Here is an 18,874-nt window from a genome sequence, read left to right as displayed (position 1 = left end):
CTTGGGAGATGTGTGGACAGGTTCGACGCGGTCAAATCGAACCGGATGAGATCAGCATGGGCGCAGCGACGATCTCGGGGATTGGCGGCTCGACCGGCCAGACCGGCGCCTGATACCAGGTCGGCTGCGTCGTCACCTTGCCCAGGTCGAATTTGTATTTTTTCCAAGCCTTGAGCGTTACGAGCAGCGCAGCCTGTTCGGCTTCGTCCTCCGCAGTGGCTTCGCCGATATCAATGCCGAAACCGATCGTATCGACCCGGTCTTGGATACGCGCGATCTGGGTGACCGCTCTCGCATTTCGCGCAGTAAGATCAGCCTTGGCCTGTGCCAGATGCTCTGCCGCTGCCGCCGTCGCTTTCATCGCAGCGGTGATCAGCTTCGACCAGTCAATAACTCCGGCCGAGGCCATCGCGGGTATTGCCAGACTTGGCGCCTGCTGCTCTGCGTTTTCCTCTACAGGATTGGGTTCGGGGAAGACGACGGGGCCGTCCGGGACGTTGAGAAGAGGCACGGGAAACGCTTGTGCCTGGCTGTAGTTCCATGGGTTGGGCAGCAACAGGGTCAGCACCAGCTCCCCATCGACCTTGTCGACGTCCCCGGCGAACCACTCGCTGTCCAATGCATCACGCGGCAGAGTGTCGCCATTGCCCATCGGCGAGAAGTCGTAAACCAAACCGTTGACGGTCAGGACTTCGCCGCTTTTGGTTACTACCAATTGATCATCACGCCGCTGGGGGCTCAAGATAATTTTCATTCGTACCACCGCCCGATTGCGAAACAGTCGAAAGTGAAGGAGGTAGCATCAGATCCGGCGAAGCCGCCCAAGCTGAATGCCGAAATGTTTGCGGTTGTCGCGTTGCGCGAGTAGGCGCCGACGGACGTCACCCCGCGGGCAATGCCCAGCGTCCCCACGATGTTCGCCGTAGCAAAGTTGTATGAGCTGAAAGGATGGGGGTAGGTCCAGATAAAGCCGATGTTCGAAGCGTTGTAGAAACCGAGCGAGCCCTGGTTCGTCTGCGTGCAGATCAGCGTCCCGTCGGCAAACTTCACGTACGACCCGTTCGAGTTCGAGCTGCGCTCGATAATGCCGCCCGTTGGTACACCGCCAGCCTGTGCGAGTGCGCCTAGGATATTGGATCGATCGTAGGCGAAAGCGATCGGCTTTCCGTTTGCACGGGAGTAATCAAGGCACGCCCACGACCCTAAGCCAAAGCTCAGGAACTCAGCCGAATCGCCGGGCAGAGTCGTGATATTTGCGCCACCTGGCAGAATCAGATTCGAGCTGTTGTGCGTCAGGACGAGGCTGCCGGTGAAGCGCAGCGTGCGCCGCGCGCCCGAGGCGATTACACCCAAGCTGGTGATTGTCGTGTTCCCGCTGATGCTGACGATGTTCGAGGCGGCGGCGCCGACGTTTACCGTGGCCGCACTGGCAAGGGTGACAACGGTCGCCTCATTCAGGGCGCCGGTCATTTTCCCGCCGGCCACCGGCAGCGCGCCCAGATTGGTGAGCGCTTCTGGCGCATTATTGGCACCTGTCCCGCCGCGCACCACAGTCTGGATATCGAGAATGCCGAGACTGCTTTTCGCCCCCGCCAAAGTATCAGAGCCGGTCCCGCCCTTTTCCAGCGGCAGAATGTTGTAGTTACCAGTGGTGCCAAGGGCGGCCAACTGCGCGCCGAACTGATTGACGAGGGCCCGCAGCGCGTCCGCCGATTCCTTCACATAGCCCTGCATCGGAGCGATCGCGTAGACACCGGCCGCGTTGGTGGCTCCTTGGTAGTTCGGCGAGATCGACATGGCGGTATCGCTGGCGATGTTGGTGATCTCGTACCACCCACCATCTGGCCCGCGGAAGGCATCACCTACGCGCCCGTTGGACAGGAACGAAGTCCCGGTGCCGGCCACTGCGTTGGAATTTGGGACGACAGAAACCGTCCCGGTTTTGTACCAGGTCATTGACTAACTCCAGAAATAGAAGAGCTCAGGCGAGCAATTTGGCGCAGAGGAAGGGCCGATGCCCCTGATCTGTCCAGGCGTTCGAGGCAAGGCTGTACATCAGGATTCGGCCGTTGGCGTAATCAACGCCCAGCGCGCAACTTCCGCCTGATGAGTTGTTGTGACAGGTCATCGTGAAAGGATTGATGGAAACGTATTCGCCTACACCCAGCGCCTTGTTGATCCCCCATATATAGCGCTGCCCGACGCTAAGCTGCTCTGTGCCGATGTACGTCCAGTTTCCCGCCGCGAATGTCACGATCACTGCGGGCGCGCCGCTGTCGTAGCACAGCACTCCATTTGGATCCCACAGGCGCAGACCGTAAGTGGCTGTCCCCATAGAAGCCCAGGCCGCCACGAAATACTGACCGCTCAACGACTCGTTGACCTTCGACGCATTCATCGAAAAGCCAGTCCAGTTGCCTGGACCACCGGTGAACCAAACCGAATAGGGGACTTGAATCACGCCCGTCTGATTCGGTCGAATAAAAACCAGCGGCGGATCTTGGCTTTGCACTGCCCGGGAAAATGTCGCTGTCGCGTTCGCCACTCCCGAATAAGTGCCTTTGGTGAGCATGCAGAGCCGTGGCGCTTCGGAGTCGATCTGGACAAAAGAGTTATCGTTGACGCTCTGGAATCCGTAGCTCATGTGGCAAACCTTATCGCGTAAGCCTTCGAAACAACTTTCGATTGCAGGCCGGTTGTAGACGAGGGGTTTTTCGGCTGCACCACAACCTGACCGACCGCCGTCGTGACGTATGGATAGGATCGAAGGTTTCCCGACGAGTCATTCTCCGAAGGCTGCACATCCTGTGCTCTCGTCGGGATGATCATGAACACGCAATTGGCCGGGTTGAAGCCGGGAATGTTCAGGGTGTAGCTGGGCGTATTACCGCTGAAATCGATCACGCCCTGCCAGATCACCTGATAGGTGGAGCTGTTGGTATCCATGGCAAGATTGCCGTTCTCGTCCCAGACCCTCGCTCCATAAGTCATGCGTCGAGATCTCCAAGCTGCACCCGCTTCACGCCGTTCTGATCAAAAACCTTGATAGCCCTATTGGTCATTGTCAGGCGACCACCGCCAGGCGCTGGGCCGTTGAATTCGAGGTTGCCCGCTTTATCCAAGCGCCATCCGAGCGTCCCGGCAACGTAGTTATCGGATTGCAGGTACTGGCCGATCTTGAGCATTGTGATGCTGCCGTCTTGGATAAACGCCGAGTTCATGAACACCTGGCCGCCCTGCACCGCAAACGGAACCGATATGGCTCCGCCGGCAATAGTGTTGACGATGGCGAACCGATCAGCGCTGACAAGGAACTGGCTCTGCAACCCCGCTCCGGTGTTCTCGATGCCCAGGCCAATACCGGCCGCGACGTACTGACCATTCGCCGTGACCTGCATCTTCACCGACCACATCGTCGACAACTTACCGTCGGTGTTCGCAAAGGCGGTCGATGTCTCCTGAATGGCCGCCGTGTTCTCTCCGACTTTCACGCTGACCTGAGTCAGGGCCTGAGCCGTGGCTTCCCGGTCAGTGACAACGACCTGGCGCAGATCCGTCACGTTGGCCTCGTTCGTCGCCACCTTGGCATCGAGCGTTGTGATCTTCTGCGCGCTGGCGAGATTCTCGGAGGCCCTGACCTTGCTTTCAGATGCGACCGCTGCGGTGGTGGTCCACCCTTTGAGCGCGTCAGCAAGCTCACCCTCTCCGTTGTCATCGCGAAACGATGCGCGCAGAGCCTCGAACGCTGTCGCCTGCGCCGTGACAACTCCGTCTATCTCGGTGATCTCGGCGGTGTTGGTAGCGACCTGCTGGGCGAGGCCATTGGCAGTTTCCACCGTCTGCCCAACGTCGAGCCAGTAGAGCGGATTTGGCGGAGGCGTTTCGGTGGGCACGGGGCCGGTGGCCTGATAGATCCGTTTGCCCACCACGACTAGGTCATACTCCTCGTAGGTGTCGTCCGGGTTGTAAGTCTTCAGCCCATCCAGCGCATCGATCTGTGCCTGCAACCCCGGGATCTTGTCGATTTCGTCGAGGATGTCCTGCCCCAGCTCCGTGCGGCCGATCTCACCGGCGATCATTTCCAGAATTGCCGCGGCGTCAGCGCTCGATTGCCCCTGCACGCCGGTGGCGATCGGAAACCACGGACCGATGTTCCCGATCTTGTCGACGATCCGGCCCCAGAAGTAGAAAGTGACGCCGGCGCGCAGACCAAGCATCGAGAAGTCGCTTTGCGGGTACGCCAGATCGGTCAGCTTCGTGGCGGCCTCCAGACTGGTCGTCGGCCCGTACCAGATCTCCGTTCGCTGGCTGTCCTCGGCTCCAGCCGGGAAACCCCACTTGAGGTAAATCCCGAACAGCAGCGGAGTCGCGGTAAGGAACGCCAGTGCCGGCGGTAGCCCCTGCTTCCCACTGAGGTTGGTCAGGATCGAGTTGCGCCACGGCGACGTGATGTCGAAGGCGCTCACTGCGCGGACGCGAGCCACGTATGCGCCAGCGTAGATGCCGACCACGTCCACGTTGGTCATGCCAGTGCGTTGCAGCTTGATCCAGTTGCCGCTGTCCTTGCGCCATTCCACGTCATAGCCAACCGCTCCATCCACGGCAGGCCAGGTGATGGTCATGGTGGCCACGGCCATCCCCTGCACAACCGATGAAGTCGACGACAGCGATACGCTCGCCGGCGCCGGTACGACGGTGATCGGGATCACGCTGATCGGGCGTTCTTCCAGGCGTGCGCCGGTGTCGATGAAAGCGAACTTACTCGGCTCGAACTGGAGCGCGCTGATTTCGTAGTCACCCTCGGTGGTGCGCTTGGTGCGCAGCACGCGATAGAGGGGGATCGCCAAGTCATCGGCGTCCAGCGCCCATTGCAACTGCGCAACCGGCGGCTCGCTGTAGGCGACCGTGACGGTCACGCCGCGGCCGTTGACGCTTTGCACTGTGCGGCCTTCGGCGCGGCCGCCCGGCAGGTTGATGATCAGCCTGTCGCCGGCCTTGGCCTGGGTGTCGCGATCGAGCGTGATCACCCGCCCCGCCACCGCCGAGATCCGGCCGCCCACTTCGCGACCAGCCAGCAGCGAATCCGCCACTGGGATGATGTGCCCGGGCAGCGGGATAACGCCTTCCATACCGGTCTTGAACGAGACGGTGCGGTCTTGGTTGTTGCTGAGGATCGCCCACTTGCCACGGCGCTGGGCCTCGGAGGCGCGCGTGCAGCCAATGGCGCTCAGCTCGGTCGGCCGGTCGCCGTAACGGCGTTGCAGATCCAGGTCAGCGAACGGAATGACGTCGGTGTCGTAGTTGTTCGCCGGGTTGTCGTAGCTGACCAGCGCCCGGGTGTAACGGGTCTTCGCCGAGGCGCTGCCGTAGGAGAACTTGCCGTCGATCACGTTCGACCGAGTGAACACATAGTCGAAGTCCTGCGCGCGCGGCATGTCCGCCTGCATCACCAGCTGCCCCTGCGCCCAGTACGTCATGCCCCGGTAGATCGCCGAGATATCGCGCAGCAGCGACCAGGCGTCAGCCTTGCCTTGCAGGTTCATGTCGCAGAGGAAGCGCGGTTCCTGACCGCCCAGGCCGTTCGGCACCATCTGGTCGCAATACTGGGCGATGCGGTACAGCTCCCACTTGTCGACCATGAACGGCTTGATGCGCTTGCCCAGGCCGAAGCGGTCTTCGGTGCAGATGCCGTAGGTGATCCACGCCGGGTTGTTGGTCCAGGCAGATTTCATCGAGCCATCCCACGTCCCGGTATAGGTGCGCGCGATCGGGTCGTAATTGCTCGGAACCATCCAGCGGCGCGCCTTGCACTTCACGGTGACGGCGGGGATGTTGGTGAACTGCTCGGCGTCGAATTCGATATAGAGCAGCGCAGTGTTCGGGTAGCGCAGCTTGGCGTCGATCACCTCGGTGTAACCGGCCACCAGCATGGTGTCGGCGATCTTGTTGGTGTTCTGGTTCGGCGTCAGGCGGCGCACGCGGATCTGCCACCCGGTGGTGGCGTCCGGCAGATCGATCCGGCGCGAGCGCTCGTAGCGCGTGGTGGTCTTGCCATCGACGGCGTCCACCAGCACCTGCTGATAGGCGCCGCCATCGGTGGCCACGTCAATTGCGTACTCAATTCGGTACCCGCCGACGTTGCCCTGGTCATCGGAGCGTTGCAGCGCCGGCCAGGCCAACCGCATGCGCACTGCGGAAAGCTGGGTGTTGGTGATCGAGCGCACCCACGGCGAATCGCTGCGCAGCTCAATGTTCAGCGACGTCTCGTTTTCCACCGACGGAATGCCGGGGATGTACGTCTGATCCACTGAGCCCGGGCGCCAATCCCACTTCACGTTCGGGAAGTTGTAGTTGCCGCTGGCATCGCGGATCGGCGTGTTGTCCAGGTAGATGTCGTAATCGGTCGGGACGCTGTCGAATTCACCCTCGCCCACGGCGATCAGCAGCTTGGCCAGGTTGGTCGAGCGCAGGCTGTCGCTGGCTTCGGTCGGCGATTTCGGCTTGCTGCTGCCGCCCTTCTCACCGTGGATATCGATCTGTGCTGCTGCGCCCATGCTTTCCTCCAGGCGTAAAAAAACCCGCCGAAGCGGGTTAGGTGGTGATCTGTGCGGTGGAGCTTATGAAACTGCTGGCAGATGGAGAAAATCTAAAGACAGGTCTTGGCGCTCGCGACGCGGCGATCGATTATCCATCCCATGCTGCCGCTAGTGTAGAACCGAACTACGGTTTGCCCTTTTTCGCCGATAACGTCCGCCATCTCTCTGTTTCCGGCGTTAACCACAGACTTCCCACCGCCTGGGCGAGGCTGAAGGCTCACCGCGTAGTGGACCCCCGCCAGCGACTGGTTTTGCCAGGCATAAAGGATGCATTCTGCGACCTGCTGCTCCGGCTTCTGGGTTGTGAAGGTCTTCTCAGGCCCCTCTGCCCGCATATCCTGGAGTGATGTGGTACAGCCGCCCAGAGCAACAGCACAACAAACTGCCGCGATTATCCTTTGCATCGTCTTCCCTCCAAAAAATGGCGACTGTATCACCGGCCGGTCCCAGGCCGTTAAGCTTTGTCTTCAGCCAGGATTGAGGCCGAGATGATCATCCCGCCCCACCGGCGTTCGCCGATGCAGATCGGAACCGGGTTGCCGCTGGCCGTGGTGTTCTTGGCGCTGCCGAAGGCGTAGGACGGGGAGTTTTCGGGAGATGCGCTTTGCTTCAGGCCAGAGGCCTGCGGGCTGAGCATTTGAATGACGCCGCCGATCGCCATCGACGCGCCGGCCGCATACAAAAACGGCGATGCAGCTGCAAACGGAGTGAATGACAGTACATAGGCTGCGGCGATCATCACTGTTCCGATAATGGTCTGCAGCCCGCCGGCACGCTTGCTGCCACCAATCACTGGAACAATGCGGATTTCCCGTGTACCTCCGAGATCGAATCCGTCCATTCCGATGTTCTCGCGATTCCGGAAGATCGCAAACTTCAGTCCAAGGCGCTCCAGTCGTTTAATCTCCTCGGCGAAACCATCAATGGTCGCATTGAGCGCGCGGAACACCTCCACGGCCGATCCGCAGTCTAGAAGGAACGGCTTGCTTCGAAAAAACTTCTTCGCAAGCGACCCGGACAGCATGACTTTCGTCATCGGCGTGTAGGTAATTGCTGAGCACATGCCATTCTCCAGACAATAAAAAACCGCCCGGAGGCGGTCTGTTCAGAGAGTCGTGGGCAGTATGTCGATCTGCCCATCGCCCCCGGTGAAAACTCGGTATTTCTTGACCGCGCCGTCTTTCACGATCGCTTCCCGCTCCACTCGGGCTGCTCCCATGGAGCAGATGCCAGAGCCGGTATAAGCGGCGCCAACTGAAACCGAATCAGGCGGTAAATAGAAAGATGCCTTCTGACCCGGGTCGAGCTTGGCGGCTTGTTTGCCATCGATAAAAACAGCCATTGAACAAAGGCTTCCGGTCTGCCCAGAGTCGCGGATCACTTGCAGCGTCCCATATGCCCCTGATGGCTTGACCTGGTAGGCCGAAAGCTGACTGGCTGGTGCCTGCTTGGCTTCATTGGAAGGCGTCGGCGAAGTCGCACACCCCGCCAACAGCGCTACCGCCAACGCTCCTATCAATGTCCGCATATTTACTCCTTATGGTCTCGCACGCTGAAGGTGAAGAAATAGAACGAAATTTTTTCGTCCTCAATATCTCTCAGCTCATACCTGATTCTATCGAGACCGTCGTCGATACGAGTCACCACGAGGTCCATGAATTGGGTCAGCCCGCCACCGAAACCGCTTAGGTTCAGTGAGCTGACGTCACGAAAAACGGCCGTCACGCCCTCGGTTTCAGGATCATCGGCAGAAGACATGGTCAGCGTGAGGTTGTATTTGAAATCCACCATTTCGAGCCGCATCGAAGCTACGCAGTTGTTCTCGAAAAAGAGCTCGTTGAGGCGCGACAGCTCCATTTAAAACCTCGAGGACAAGGCAGGTGCTGCACTGCCCCAGGTAAACGCTCCGATATTTAATTTCACGTGGTCGATTCCATTGTATTCAGTTGTCGATTTTTTCATCGGAAATTATTCGACGCTGGTTTTCACCGCCGTCTTCAAGTAGGGCCTTTAAAGCCTTGGCGCGGCGGTCAAGGCAAGCATTAAATCCTGGGCTTCCAGGATCACCGAAATCTAAGCACGGATCACGATTATCGAGTGGCTGCCTTTTGTGTGAACACCCAAAAAGGAGCACTACCGCCAGCGCTCCTACGATCAATTTCATGTAGGTCACTCCTGTGGGACAGGAAGCACGATATCACCCTGAGAGCTGTGTGGGCATCCAGCGTGGACGAAAGCCCAGTAACTGGGTTGGATCCCATCGTAGTAGCGTTGTGCCTCCCTTCAAAGCGGTGAACTGATCATGCCGTATTTCACGAAAGAGACATCGCAGTATTTTCTGGAAGAGACGCCGACCGCCAGCTTGCTAGGCGGTGATCTATGGGGCACGACACACGCCATTGGAGATGAGGTACCCGTATCAGGTATCTATCGCTGCACTGGCTGTGGCGATGAAATCACCTCGAATCAGGGCAATCCATTCCCGCCACAAAACACCCATCAGCACAACTCCACTACTGGTATTGGATGGAAGCTTGTTGCCCGCACGAAAACGAAGTAATCGACCCCAGTCCTTTGCCTGCAAGCCCAAGGACTGGGATTGCGCCAATTCCGGCGCGGATAGGACCTAGGAGGTCAAATGAGCGAAAACAAATTTGCGGCAGCAGCCGGGCACCTTGCGAACACGTCAGCATTACTCGCCCTAATTCTGAGCCTAAAGAAATCTGGCAATATTGACTCTGATGCGTTTAAGGAAGCTCTGAAAATATTCACCGATGCCGACAGGGAAAATGGCACGCTCAATCAGGAGCATTACGACAAGATGATTGGCAATTTTCTCGCCGCTGCTGAAGGACGGTTTTAATTGATCGCGCCTGTCTGGCGGCGGCCTCAGCAGCCGCTTCTTGATAGGCGTCTATTCCGACTCGTCCACGTTGTTTTTCGCACAAACCTGTATTGGTTAGCGATTTCATAAATCCCTTCCTCGGCTCAGCCGCATCATGTGGTTGGTTGTGCATATTTGTGCCTAAGGATCAGACGCGTGCGGTCGAGCCAAGGCCCGCCGAATACAATGACCTCAGATGGCCTGCCATACAGGTGGTGCAGCAGGAACGGACCCGGCCCGAACGTCGCCGCATCCTCACTGGGCAGCGCAGGATCAGTGCCGAGGAATATCCCGGCGTGATTTGGGTAAACGGTGCGCCCCACTTCCATCACGATCATGTCGCCGCGCTGCGGCTGGTCGACTCGGTAGAAGCCGGCGGCCTCGTAGTTTGCTTCGTACAGGCTGGTGTTGTCCTTGCTTTCCCACCAGCCCTCGGCACGCTTGAAGGCTTCGAACTCCAGCCCCCACTCGCGCTTGTACCAATCGGCGCACACCTGCCAGCAGTCCCACGCCCCGTGCACAAATGGCCGTTTCAGCAGCGACACCTCGCCGGTCGGCACGATGGTGCGCAGGTCACCTTCCGGCCAGCTCAGGATATGCCAAGGCATCGCGGTCGCTTCGCACATGGCGAGGTCACGCGGTGACGGCCTGCTGGTAGCGTCCGGATGCGAATGCACCACGCCGATCACCTCACCGATGTCCTCGGCTGCGGCGTACTGCTCGGGGTCGATTCGGAACTCTTCGTTCGGCTCGGTGGAGACGTTGATGCAGGGAAAGTATTGTTGCTTGCGCCCGATCGCCAGCAGCAGACCGCAGCACTCTTTCGGGTACTCGGCCGCCGCGTGCGCCTGGATCGCATTCAAGATGTGCTTTCGCATGTCAGCTCCTTGCGATCAGGGATACAGCGGGGAAGCCACCGTGCGGGAGTGGATTGTTCTCGCCGAATCGCGGCATGCAGCCCTTGCCCAGCGTGGCGTCGCATTCGTCCAGCTCAGGATTGTCGGTGATGACGCCGTCCTTCGTGACGTAAGGGCCGGTATAGCCGCAGTTCGGGCCTCGGTAGCCGCCGGTGAGGCACCAATGGCAAAGGGTTGTGGCTTGTCGGCCGATGGATTCATTGCCGACGTCGCCCGGGCTGGCAAGCTCCCAGCTCACCGTCTCCCCGTCCTCGTTAGTCTTCTGATCGATGTACCAGACCTCAATCGTCTCTTGGGTTGGGTCGGCCGTAGGATTGCCGGCCGGGAAGTTCGCCGCGTCGAGGTAGCTGCCAAGCGTGTGCCGCATAGTCAGCTTGAACTCGAGCAAGTCCTCGAACGCAAGACAGAGCGCAGTGATGCGCCCGTTTACGTTGCCCACGGACAGAGTTGGACGGACCGCTGTGCCGTCGCCGTTCGCCTCAATGCCGTCGATCTGCATGGGCCAGGCGCTGTACTCGTTGCCCTGCCAGTAGATCGCCTTCGCCGGCAGCTGGTCTGCATCGTCGCCGGCGGCAATCAACTCGGCCGGCGTGTGCGGTATCGAGTGCCCGTGGAAACGCAGCACGTCCGCACCATACTCCGTGCCGTCCAATTCAAAGAGCAGCACTTCGCTGCCAGGTTCAAGCACCTGGATGTCACTGATCAGCGGCATGGTTGCCCCTTATGGATGGAATGCACGCTCGAACGTGGCAGTGAGTTTGAAAACGCCGCCACCCACCGGAGTGGGCACGGGGTTCTTGCAGGTGAACAGGCCAAGCTGGCCCAAGGGAGTCGTCCACAGGAAGGCTTTCGCGCCGGCGTGCCGATCAAGGAACGCCATGATCTCCAGCACCTTGGCTTGAGGGCCGCTGTAGGTGATCGGATACGCGTCTTTCTTGTTGTTCGGCCCGTCGCCGACTTCCTGTTTGTAGCCGTCGCCGAACTGCGCGGTGCGCACCCGATAGGAGATCTCGGGCGAGTCACCGTGCTGGGTCGGCCAGTTGAATGTCTCGATGGCCATCAGCCCCTCCCGTTCGTGAGTTTCCAGATTGAGCCGCCGGGTTGCAGCGCTCGGGCGATCGCGGTTTCAGCTTCGGCTTTCGCAGCCTGCTGAATGCCTTTGCCAAGCTGCGTGGTGTCTTCCGTACTGGCGGTTCCGCCAGTGCCTTGGGTTTGCACCGACACCGCGACGGGGAAGTTGTAGACGTTGCCGCCATCACTTCCACCGCCACTGATTGCGCGCACACCCAACTGCCCGCCGGCCGTGCGGGTCAGCGGCATGATCGCCTCTGGCCCCGCCTCGCCCATGACGCCAGTCTGCCCGCCTGCCATCCCGAACGCTGTCGGCTTGCTCACCACGGAGTTGGTGAACGCAGCGCCATTGGCGAACATCTGTACACCCGACGACCAGGCACCGCCGAGCGCCTGAGGAAAGTAGCTGCTGGAGTACCCTGCCGAAGAGGCGCCGAGATTCGAAGATGTCGCACCGGCAGATCCAGCCGCCAGCCCGTTACCACCGCCTCCGCCAGTGAAGTAGCTGGTGGCCGCACCAACCAGACTGCTCAGCAACGCCGAACTGGCCTGACGGGTCGCGATCCGCGCCATGTCCGCCAGAATCGACTTGGTGAAGTCAGCAAACGACAGCTTCCCGGTCATGGCGAAGTTGACGACTGCGTCTTCCATCGAGCTGAAGGCGTTGCTGAACAGGTCGCGAGTCTGGCCGGCGATGTTGCGCGCGCTCTCCAGATAGTTGCTGAACGCCGAGGTTGCCCCGTTGCGCCAGTCGCTCTGCGCGGCCGACATCTGCTCGTAGTTGCTGAGCACTGTTTCGCTCAGTTCCGTTTCGCTTCTGTTGATCGCGTCGAGCTTGGCCTGGTGCTCCTCGGCGCTCATGTTGCGCGCCTTGTCGGCCCGGTCACGCGCCAGATCCAGACGCTGCTGGTTGGCTCGATCGGCAATGCCGTTCAGTTCGCCATTGATGGCGTTCTCGCGGTCGCCCCGGCCGACGCCATCCGCTGCACGACCGCCAGCGCGCCGCAGGGCGACGTTCTGCTGGTCGAGGGCATCGGTGTAGACCTTGATCGCCTGCGCCTGCTTGGCGAGCCGGCCCTGCTCGTTCGTCGCGATGACTTCGAGCTCACTGTCGGCTTCCTTCTGAGCCTTGACCATGTTGGCCCTGGCATCAGCGATCTTTTGGTCGAGCTGAATGCGTTGCGCTGCCGAGGTGCTGGCCTTGCCTTTCGCCGCCTCCAGCGAACTGATTTCAGCCTGATACGCTGCGGTTACCTCGTCGCGTTCGTTGCCGATCAGTGCCTGGCGCTTGAGCAGGTAATCTTCCTGCGTGACCAGTCCGGCCTTCTGCGCGGCTTCCAGTTCCTTCTGGGCGTTTTTGTATTCGCCGAGGATCAGCGACAGCTGGTTTTTCGAGTCGTTGAACTCGGTCAGATTTACCGCTGAGGTAGCGGCTTTCGGATCCTTGTTTTTGTCGCGGATGTTCTGAATCGTCTTCGAGACAACCGCTTCCTGCACCAGTGGGTCGTTGGGGTTCGCCTTCCGCAGCGCTTCGACGTCTCGCTTGTACTCCTTGATCAGCTTGTTGCGCTTCTCCTCGTTGGTGAGGTTGGAATCGCTGATTGCTTTGAGTCGCAAGCTTGCGTCGATACCGTCGCGCTCGGTTTTCGCCCGGTCAGCGTCAGCCTTGGCGCCGGCGGTGATTTCCTCTTTGCGCTTTTGCAGCAGGACGATCTGCTGCTCAAGGAACTTGGTGGACTGGCTATTGGCGCCCAGTTCGTCGCCGAAAAACGACGAGAGGAAGCCGCCGGACTTACGCCCATCAAGGATTTTCTGGTAGTTGGCGATCTGCGAATCAATCGACTGGGTACGACCAACATCCAGAGTCGCGTCCAGCGCGCCGGCCGCTGCTGCTTTGATTTTTTGCCAGGCGCCCTCAATCAGGCCGAGATTCGCTGTCACCTCACCGGTTCGATTTTTGATCGTATCGGCATAGGTGTCAGTGAGCAGCTTCGCCGCCCCGATGGTGTCGCCCTGCTCTTTCAGCGCCACGATCTGCGAATAGACCGAGGCAGTGAGGAAGTTGTACTGGTCGTTCAACTCCTTCGCCGCGGCGACGGGGTCCTTGGCAATCTTCGCGAACTCGGTGATCGTTTCGTCGATGGCTTTGCCGGTGGCCTTCTCCATCTGCAGGGCGGCTTCGGTGATCTCTTCGAAGCTGCCACTGGCAATCTTCCCGTTGCCTGCCAGCTTGGCCAGCACCTCGGCAGCAGCGCCTGTGGTGCCGACCGTTGCGCTTACCTGCTGCGCCATCGACGCCAGCTGAGTAGCGCTTGTGCCGGCAGAGTTGCCGGTGAAGATGATTGCCTTGTTGTACTCGTCGGCCTCTTGGCTGCCCTTGTAATAGGCCAGCGTCAGCGCGCCCACTGCCGCCGCAGCGACAGTGAACGGGTTGACCAGGCCAAGTACGTAACCGCCAAGAGCCCTGGCTGCCGGGCCCGCACCGCCAAACATATCTTTGAGCTGGCCGCCTTGCTGGAGGAAGACGGTGAGAGGGGCTTGTCCGCCCTGCAGCGAAGTAACGATGTCGGTGAACTGTGCAGGAACACCCCGGAGAGCATTCTGCAACTGCTTGGCCGACATTTCGGACTGCACAGCAGACTTACTGAACGATCCGAGTCCTGCGCCCGCCTCAACGCTCTGCTTGCTGATCTGACCAAATACCGGATTCCCCGGTCCTGTCCAAGCACCAAGACCTTTCATTCCAGTCGAAAGGAACGTCAGCTTCTGTCCAGACTCGGCGAACGCATTGCCAGCTGTTTTGGTGGAGACGGTCAGCGAATCTAGCCACTTCCGTGCTTCCTGAGTCGAAGATAGCGACTCGACGAATGTGCCGTTTTTAATGGCGTTGCCGAGAGAGAACATGCCAGCTTCTGCGGCGGTAGTGCCACCGTAGAGCTTGCGGAATGACTCAGTGGCTTGGTCGACGTCTCTAGCCTGATCTTTCAGCTGCGCCGACGACTTCCGCGACGATGCTTCAAGCTTTTCTGCGCTTTCGGATACGGCCTTGACCGATTTTTCTGCGCGCCCACCTGCTGCCGTGAGCTTGTCGAGGTCGGAGCTCGCCTGCGCAGCATCGGTCGAATCGACCTTGATGCCGAGTTCAGCAATAGAAGTCATGCGGGCTCCGTTATTTCGATTCGCTCATCACGAGCATGGCTTCTGCTTCCATGACACGGATGTCGTGGAAGACTTCAGGGATTTCGCGCCGCTTCATGCCCAGCATCGAGGCCACCGGCGGCAAGGCGTTGTAGTCCAGCCCGGTAGCCCCACCCATGCCTACGCGCCACTGCGTGGACATCGCCTCGAACAGCAGAAAGGCCCGCCAGTTGTCTGGCCAGACCTCGAACTCTTCTTCAGGGATGTCGGCGAGCGTCATGCCGAAGGCTGCCAAATCAGCTTCGGACGGCCCGGGCTCGTAAAGGACGCGGGCGGCGCCGGTCAGTTTCCCAGGCGGGCCGGTTGATAGGCGCTCTGGTACGCGGAAAGCACAGCCTGAGGAGCGCCAATGCAGGTGGTGACCAACGCCGTCAGCGACTCGTCCGAGAGCTTCTCGTCGAAGCCCCAGCCCTCGATGATGTCCTTGAGCTGGCCGACCTGCAGCGCGATTTCGGCGCCGGTCGCTTCCTGCCAGTTCAGCTCGTCTTCCTGCACCTTCTTGGCATGCTCGTCGCGCGCCGCATTCCACTTATCGAAGTGCGCGGCCAGGGCCAGCCGATCCATGTACTTGAATTCGAACTCAACACTGACCGGCTCAGCGCCAACGCGTGGAATCGCGACCTTTTCCTTGAAGGTTGGGTTCTGGGATATCTTGATCTTGGCCATGGGTTACACCGCCGCTGCGTAACGGGTTGGGCGGCCAGCGAGCGACAGAGTGATGATTCTGGTCATCAGGTTGTTGCGGCTGAGCGCCGGGGTCGACGTAATCGACACGTAGCAGTTGTAAACGATGCTACTGCCGCCTGGTAGATTCAGGCGAAGCACACGGGTCTGCTTGTCTTCGTCAGCCGCTTCGACGATGGCCACGTAAGGCAGGTCAGGATCGTCGGCGACAGTGACCGCCATACTGATTGGGTTCTTGGTCGTTGGAAGCTGGCGATCATCATCATCTGCCAGAAACCCGAAGGTGAGGAACTGCTGATCGCCGCCGCTGGAGTTCAGGTCGGTGATCTGCGATATCTCGGTAAAGCCGGTGACTTCGCGCACGGAGCCAGCACCGGAGCCCGCCGGATACGGTTGGAGGTTGGTGGTGTTGATACCTTCCAGCGCAAAAGTACCGGTCAGACTGTTCGCAACGCGGGCAGCCCGATCATTCAAGCGAGTCCAACCCGAGGTCACAGCGATAATGTCGCCATCAGACAGGCCGTGCGCTGCTGCGGTCGCCACGGCTGGGTTGGCATTGCTCAGCGCTGTGACAGGAATGGCAGGGCCGAATGCAGATGCGATTTCGAGCGTGGCGCCGTTGGGGAGTCGAAAGCCCATGGTTGTGTTTCCTCTGTGCAGAAATGACAAAACCCGCTCAATGGCGGGCTCTGGGTTTGCCCAACGGGCGGTTTAGTTGGTGTCGGACCGGTATTGAAACGAAGCCGACACCGTGAAGGTGTTGCCGTCTGGTATCCCCGGCCCGGGCGCTACCGGCGTCATAACCAGTGCGACAAGTCCGGCGCGGGGAATACGCAGATTGAGCGGGAACAGCGCTGCCAGTTCATCAACGATGCCGCTCGCCTCGGTCCGGTACTTGCCGGAGGGCGTAACGATGTTGACCTGAAACACGCCGACGTAGACCCGGTGGTCGCCGCTCAGCGTATTGCTGGCCGTTACAGCCGGCAACGTGAAAGCCCGCAGGTACGTCTCAGCAGCGGCAGGCGTGTAGGTTTCATTCTCGACCACCACTTTCAGCGGCTTGGTCCGAGCCTTTGCCCACGCGAGCAGTCGCGACTCGAAAGCAGCGGCAATGATGTTGTGGCTCATACCTGGTTGTTCCTGATGGCTTCGAGAACGATCTGCTGAAAGCGGGCGAGCGTGATTTGCACCATGCCTGCCGGCGCCTGATCAGAATGGCCGTACTCAAGAGGAATGCCGTACACCAGGTTGTTGACGATGTAGGCGACTTGCCCGGCCTCAAGATTGCTCACCTCGGCGACCAGTGCGGCGATGGTCTCGTGCCCTGCCTTGTCGAAGGTGTCGATGCTGTGATTGGATGGCGAGCCTACGCTGAACTGCCAGTTTCCTTTGAATCGGCCTGTGTCCACCGGCGACAACCGAATGACCGAAGAGCCGATCTCGATGACCACCTCGCGGAACACGTCGTCGATTGCTTCCTTCGCCCGCTCAGCGAATGCCGCAAGGCTCTCCGCAAAGCTGCCCTCTTGGCCGCCGTAACGGCCGGTCATGTGATTGGCCATTACTTGCGCACCTGAAGTTCGAAGCCGACCGCGAGGCCGGCAAAGTTCCACGGAGCAACGGCTATCACCGTGTACACCGTGCCGTCGAATGTGATTTTGTCGTTGCTCTGTGGTGCCGGCATGTCTTCGCCAGTCAATTGAACCGGCGACACCAACAGCTTCACGTCGCCGCGAACGATTAGCGTGCCATCGATGTACTTATTGTCGTATTCCTCGCGGAAGCCTGATCCGTTCACGACCAGCTCGCTGGGTGCAGGCGGCGCATCTGGGTCGTATTCCCCAACGATCTCCCGACGGAGGACTAACTCCAACCCTTTCCCGCCCTTACTGCGCGGCGCAAGCATGCGGGTTGCCGTAGCCTTGGCGCGGTCATAAATGTCTGGCATCACTTGCGCCTTATTCTGTAGATGGCGGAGCATCGGCATCCCGCGCGGTCTTTCCACCCCGCTCCAAGCGATGCATCACCCGGATAGCGAAGAAGTGCACCAGTGGGGCTCTGGAAAGGCTGATCCTTCTGCACAACCTGCCCGCCAAGGATCGTGTGAGCATGGCGAACCTTATTGTCGCGGCGATCGCGCCATTCCTTTTCTACCGAATCGCGATCAAGCCCTTGAGCAATCAACTGCTCATACACCTGGTCCCGGCCAGCACCGAAGGATTCCAGCGCCTCAGCCTTGGAAAGCATCTCGGCGTAGGTCTTCATCAGCCGATCAGCGTAGCGACCGGCGATCTTGTCGACGTCAGCCCGAGCAACAGGCGTACCGGCATTGATGGCGCGGTTAACGACGCTGTCGAACCGACGATCCCGGCGCTTGCGCTGCAAATAGTTGCGCATCTCGTCAGGATTTCCGCTCAGCAGTTGCTGACGGGCATTGATGACGTACTGCGCGTAGTTACCGGGCAGGCCAATCACACCACCTGAGCGCGAGCCTGTTTGCGCGCTTACTCGTCCAAGTAAATCGAGCGCCGCCTGCCGTGGGCTGCGGGTCATCGGCGTGGCGCCTATTTCGACCTGCAGCGAAGGCGTAGCCACAGTGCGGCTGCGCGAACCCATGACTGCCCTGATCGCCTCGCGCACGTTCACATCAGCGTCGCGTCGAATCTCGGCGGCTTTCTCCATCAGCCACTGCTCTGGCTCAGGCTTGCGGACGTCGAATTCAAATCGCCCCAGATCCTTGGGGATTGCGATCGCCTTGATCTCGAACTTGGCGCCTGCTAGGTAAACATTTCGAGCCAGCTCGAGGAAAGCCGCCAGCGCGCCCAGGCTCAGCAGCGCTGCCAGCCCGTTTTCGTCCTGTTCGGCTATCAGCCGCTCAACTTCAGCCACCTTTGCCGCGCCTACCACCAGCTTGATCTGGTCCATGTAGGCCTTCTGCATCGCAGGCTCCATTCCCTCGATGGCCTGGATGATCTGCGCCGGGGTCATACCACGAACACCGCAGGAAGCGTGTAGCGAGCCACCAGCACAGGAGCGATCATCTCGTCGATGATGCTGATCACCGGCCTGACCGACGCCGCGCCATCTGCGCCCGCCGCGACAGAGAATTCCTCCTCAATCGGGCCAACCTTCTGACGCTTCACCGTGGATGCGGCCACGAAGTCAGGGCTCAGGCTGCCCGGCTCGACCAGTTCACGCAGCGCTGCTTCGTACGTTGCCTGTTCAACCTCAACCGGAACTTGATCGGGCGGGATTGCATGACCCTCGTAATCCTCAGCGCCAGTGCGCGGCCATTCCCTGGCTTGCCCCCTGCCCTCGGTCTTCACGCCGGGGAACAATGACTGCCACACGCCAGAAGCCAGCAGCTTCCGGTAGCGGCCGTCGATGTAGACCGATGCCCGGATCAGCGCGGCCTGCTTCGCCACGTCATCGCCGGTCCACGCGGCATTCGCGCGCGCAGCGTGATAGGCGTCGGCGGCTGCGACGGTTCCGTAAAAGTCTGGCATCGGGATATCTCGAATAGG

General features: G+C 60.1%; 24 protein-coding genes. 3 read left to right on the top strand and 21 right to left on the bottom strand.

The features are described from left to right. Positions 1-31: 31 nt before the first annotated feature. The 5 genes from BLU71_RS28035 to BLU71_RS00645 are packed head-to-tail and all read right to left on the bottom strand — an operon-like array spanning position 32 to position 6,554. Positions 32-754 carry a hypothetical protein gene (locus tag BLU71_RS28035; protein ID WP_156889206.1) on the bottom strand — a complete coding sequence of 241 codons (723 nt, stop codon included), beginning with the start codon at positions 752-754 and terminating at the stop codon, positions 32-34. After that, a complete protein-coding gene (locus BLU71_RS27605) occupies positions 751-1,956 on the bottom strand; it encodes a hypothetical protein (RefSeq protein WP_231982457.1) in 1,206 nt (401 codons plus the stop codon). Before BLU71_RS27605 ends, BLU71_RS28035 begins: the two co-directional genes overlap by 4 nt. Positions 1,957-1,981: 25 nt before the next feature. Then, a complete protein-coding gene (locus BLU71_RS00655) occupies positions 1,982-2,644 on the bottom strand; it encodes a hypothetical protein (RefSeq protein WP_083352090.1) in 663 nt (220 codons plus the stop codon). Further along, positions 2,641-2,946, bottom strand: coding sequence for a hypothetical protein (locus BLU71_RS00650; RefSeq protein ID WP_231982455.1), 306 nt, complete (start codon positions 2,944-2,946; stop codon positions 2,641-2,643). The genes BLU71_RS00655 and BLU71_RS00650 overlap by 4 nt, the downstream gene beginning before the upstream one ends. A 41-nt stretch (positions 2,947-2,987) precedes the next feature. Next, positions 2,988-6,554 (bottom strand): host specificity protein J, encoded by a 3,567-nt coding sequence (locus tag BLU71_RS00645; protein ID WP_083352088.1) that lies wholly within the window; start codon positions 6,552-6,554, stop codon positions 2,988-2,990. 65 nt (positions 6,555-6,619) lie between these two features. Here BLU71_RS00645 and BLU71_RS27200 point away from each other — a divergent pair, with 65 nt between their 5' ends. After that, complete coding sequence (locus tag BLU71_RS27200; RefSeq protein WP_156889205.1) at positions 6,620-6,943, top strand: hypothetical protein; 324 nt, start codon at positions 6,620-6,622, stop codon at positions 6,941-6,943. Positions 6,944-7,050: 107 nt separating this feature from the next. Here BLU71_RS27200 and BLU71_RS00635 read toward each other — a convergent pair whose 3' ends face one another. From BLU71_RS00635 to BLU71_RS27195, 4 genes are all read right to left on the bottom strand, one after another. Further along, positions 7,051-7,659 (bottom strand): tail assembly protein, encoded by a 609-nt coding sequence (locus BLU71_RS00635; RefSeq protein ID WP_083352086.1) that lies wholly within the window; start codon positions 7,657-7,659, stop codon positions 7,051-7,053. A 42-nt stretch (positions 7,660-7,701) separates the two neighbouring features. Next, a complete protein-coding gene (locus BLU71_RS00630; protein WP_083352085.1) occupies positions 7,702-8,124 on the bottom strand; it encodes a hypothetical protein in 423 nt (140 codons plus the stop codon). Positions 8,125-8,126: 2 nt separating this feature from the next. After that, on the bottom strand, positions 8,127-8,453 hold the full coding sequence (locus BLU71_RS00625) for a hypothetical protein (protein ID WP_083352084.1): 327 nt from the start codon (positions 8,451-8,453) through the stop codon (positions 8,127-8,129). A gap of 85 nt (positions 8,454-8,538) precedes the next feature. Next, positions 8,539-8,760, bottom strand: coding sequence for a hypothetical protein (locus BLU71_RS27195; RefSeq protein WP_156889204.1), 222 nt, complete (start codon positions 8,758-8,760; stop codon positions 8,539-8,541). Between the two features lie 138 nt (positions 8,761-8,898). Here BLU71_RS27195 and BLU71_RS00620 point away from each other — a divergent pair, with 138 nt between their 5' ends. After that, a complete protein-coding gene (locus tag BLU71_RS00620) occupies positions 8,899-9,156 on the top strand; it encodes a protein L (RefSeq protein ID WP_083352083.1) in 258 nt (85 codons plus the stop codon). Positions 9,157-9,234: 78 nt separating this feature from the next. Next, positions 9,235-9,459 carry a hypothetical protein gene (locus tag BLU71_RS00615; protein WP_083352082.1) on the top strand — a complete coding sequence of 75 codons (225 nt, stop codon included), beginning with the start codon at positions 9,235-9,237 and terminating at the stop codon, positions 9,457-9,459. Between the two features lie 134 nt (positions 9,460-9,593). Here the strand turns inward: BLU71_RS00615 and BLU71_RS00610 are convergent, their stop codons facing one another. The 12 genes from BLU71_RS00610 to BLU71_RS00555 all read right to left on the bottom strand — a co-directional run bounded on the left by BLU71_RS00610 (position 9,594) and on the right by BLU71_RS00555 (position 18,856). Continuing rightward, the gene (locus tag BLU71_RS00610; RefSeq protein WP_083352081.1) at positions 9,594-10,358 is read right to left on the bottom strand and encodes a C40 family peptidase; all 765 of its coding nucleotides are present in this window, start codon (positions 10,356-10,358) and stop codon (positions 9,594-9,596) included. Position 10,359: 1 nt separating this feature from the next. Then, positions 10,360-11,109: a phage minor tail protein L gene (locus tag BLU71_RS00605; protein ID WP_083352080.1), complete on the bottom strand. Its 750-nt coding sequence runs from the start codon at positions 11,107-11,109 to the stop codon at positions 10,360-10,362. Positions 11,110-11,118: 9 nt separating this feature from the next. Further along, positions 11,119-11,457 (bottom strand): phage tail protein, encoded by a 339-nt coding sequence (locus BLU71_RS00600; protein ID WP_083352079.1) that lies wholly within the window; start codon positions 11,455-11,457, stop codon positions 11,119-11,121. Further along, the gene (locus BLU71_RS00595) at positions 11,457-14,627 is read right to left on the bottom strand and encodes a phage tail tape measure protein (protein WP_083352078.1); all 3,171 of its coding nucleotides are present in this window, start codon (positions 14,625-14,627) and stop codon (positions 11,457-11,459) included. Before BLU71_RS00595 ends, BLU71_RS00600 begins: the two co-directional genes overlap by 1 nt. A 10-nt stretch (positions 14,628-14,637) precedes the next feature. After that, positions 14,638-14,886, bottom strand: coding sequence for a DUF1799 domain-containing protein (locus tag BLU71_RS00590; protein WP_083354289.1), 249 nt, complete (start codon positions 14,884-14,886; stop codon positions 14,638-14,640). A gap of 62 nt (positions 14,887-14,948) precedes the next feature. Further along, entirely contained in the window at positions 14,949-15,332 is a 384-nt protein-coding gene (locus BLU71_RS00585; protein ID WP_083352077.1) for a phage tail assembly chaperone, read from the bottom strand. A 3-nt stretch (positions 15,333-15,335) separates the two neighbouring features. Next, positions 15,336-15,989 carry a phage tail protein gene (locus BLU71_RS00580; RefSeq protein WP_083352076.1) on the bottom strand — a complete coding sequence of 218 codons (654 nt, stop codon included), beginning with the start codon at positions 15,987-15,989 and terminating at the stop codon, positions 15,336-15,338. 72 nt (positions 15,990-16,061) lie between these two features. Beyond that, a complete protein-coding gene (locus BLU71_RS00575) occupies positions 16,062-16,478 on the bottom strand; it encodes a phage tail terminator-like protein (protein WP_083352075.1) in 417 nt (138 codons plus the stop codon). Further along, on the bottom strand, positions 16,475-16,912 hold the full coding sequence (locus BLU71_RS00570; RefSeq protein WP_419866578.1) for an HK97 gp10 family phage protein: 438 nt from the start codon (positions 16,910-16,912) through the stop codon (positions 16,475-16,477). The genes BLU71_RS00575 and BLU71_RS00570 overlap by 4 nt, the downstream gene beginning before the upstream one ends. After that, complete coding sequence (locus BLU71_RS00565) at positions 16,912-17,298, bottom strand: hypothetical protein (protein WP_083352074.1); 387 nt, start codon at positions 17,296-17,298, stop codon at positions 16,912-16,914. Before BLU71_RS00565 ends, BLU71_RS00570 begins: the two co-directional genes overlap by 1 nt. Continuing rightward, entirely contained in the window at positions 17,298-18,338 is a 1,041-nt protein-coding gene (locus BLU71_RS00560) for a hypothetical protein (RefSeq protein ID WP_083352073.1), read from the bottom strand. Before BLU71_RS00560 ends, BLU71_RS00565 begins: the two co-directional genes overlap by 1 nt. Further along, a complete protein-coding gene (locus BLU71_RS00555; RefSeq protein ID WP_083352072.1) occupies positions 18,335-18,856 on the bottom strand; it encodes a DnaT-like ssDNA-binding protein in 522 nt (173 codons plus the stop codon). Before BLU71_RS00555 ends, BLU71_RS00560 begins: the two co-directional genes overlap by 4 nt. Between the last annotated feature and the right edge of the window lie 18 nt (positions 18,857-18,874).

Source organism: Pseudomonas moraviensis (genome assembly GCF_900105805.1).
Classification (GTDB): Bacteria; Pseudomonadota; Gammaproteobacteria; order Pseudomonadales; family Pseudomonadaceae; genus Aquipseudomonas; species Aquipseudomonas moraviensis_A.
This window is presented reverse-complemented; position numbering and strand designations above follow the sequence as displayed.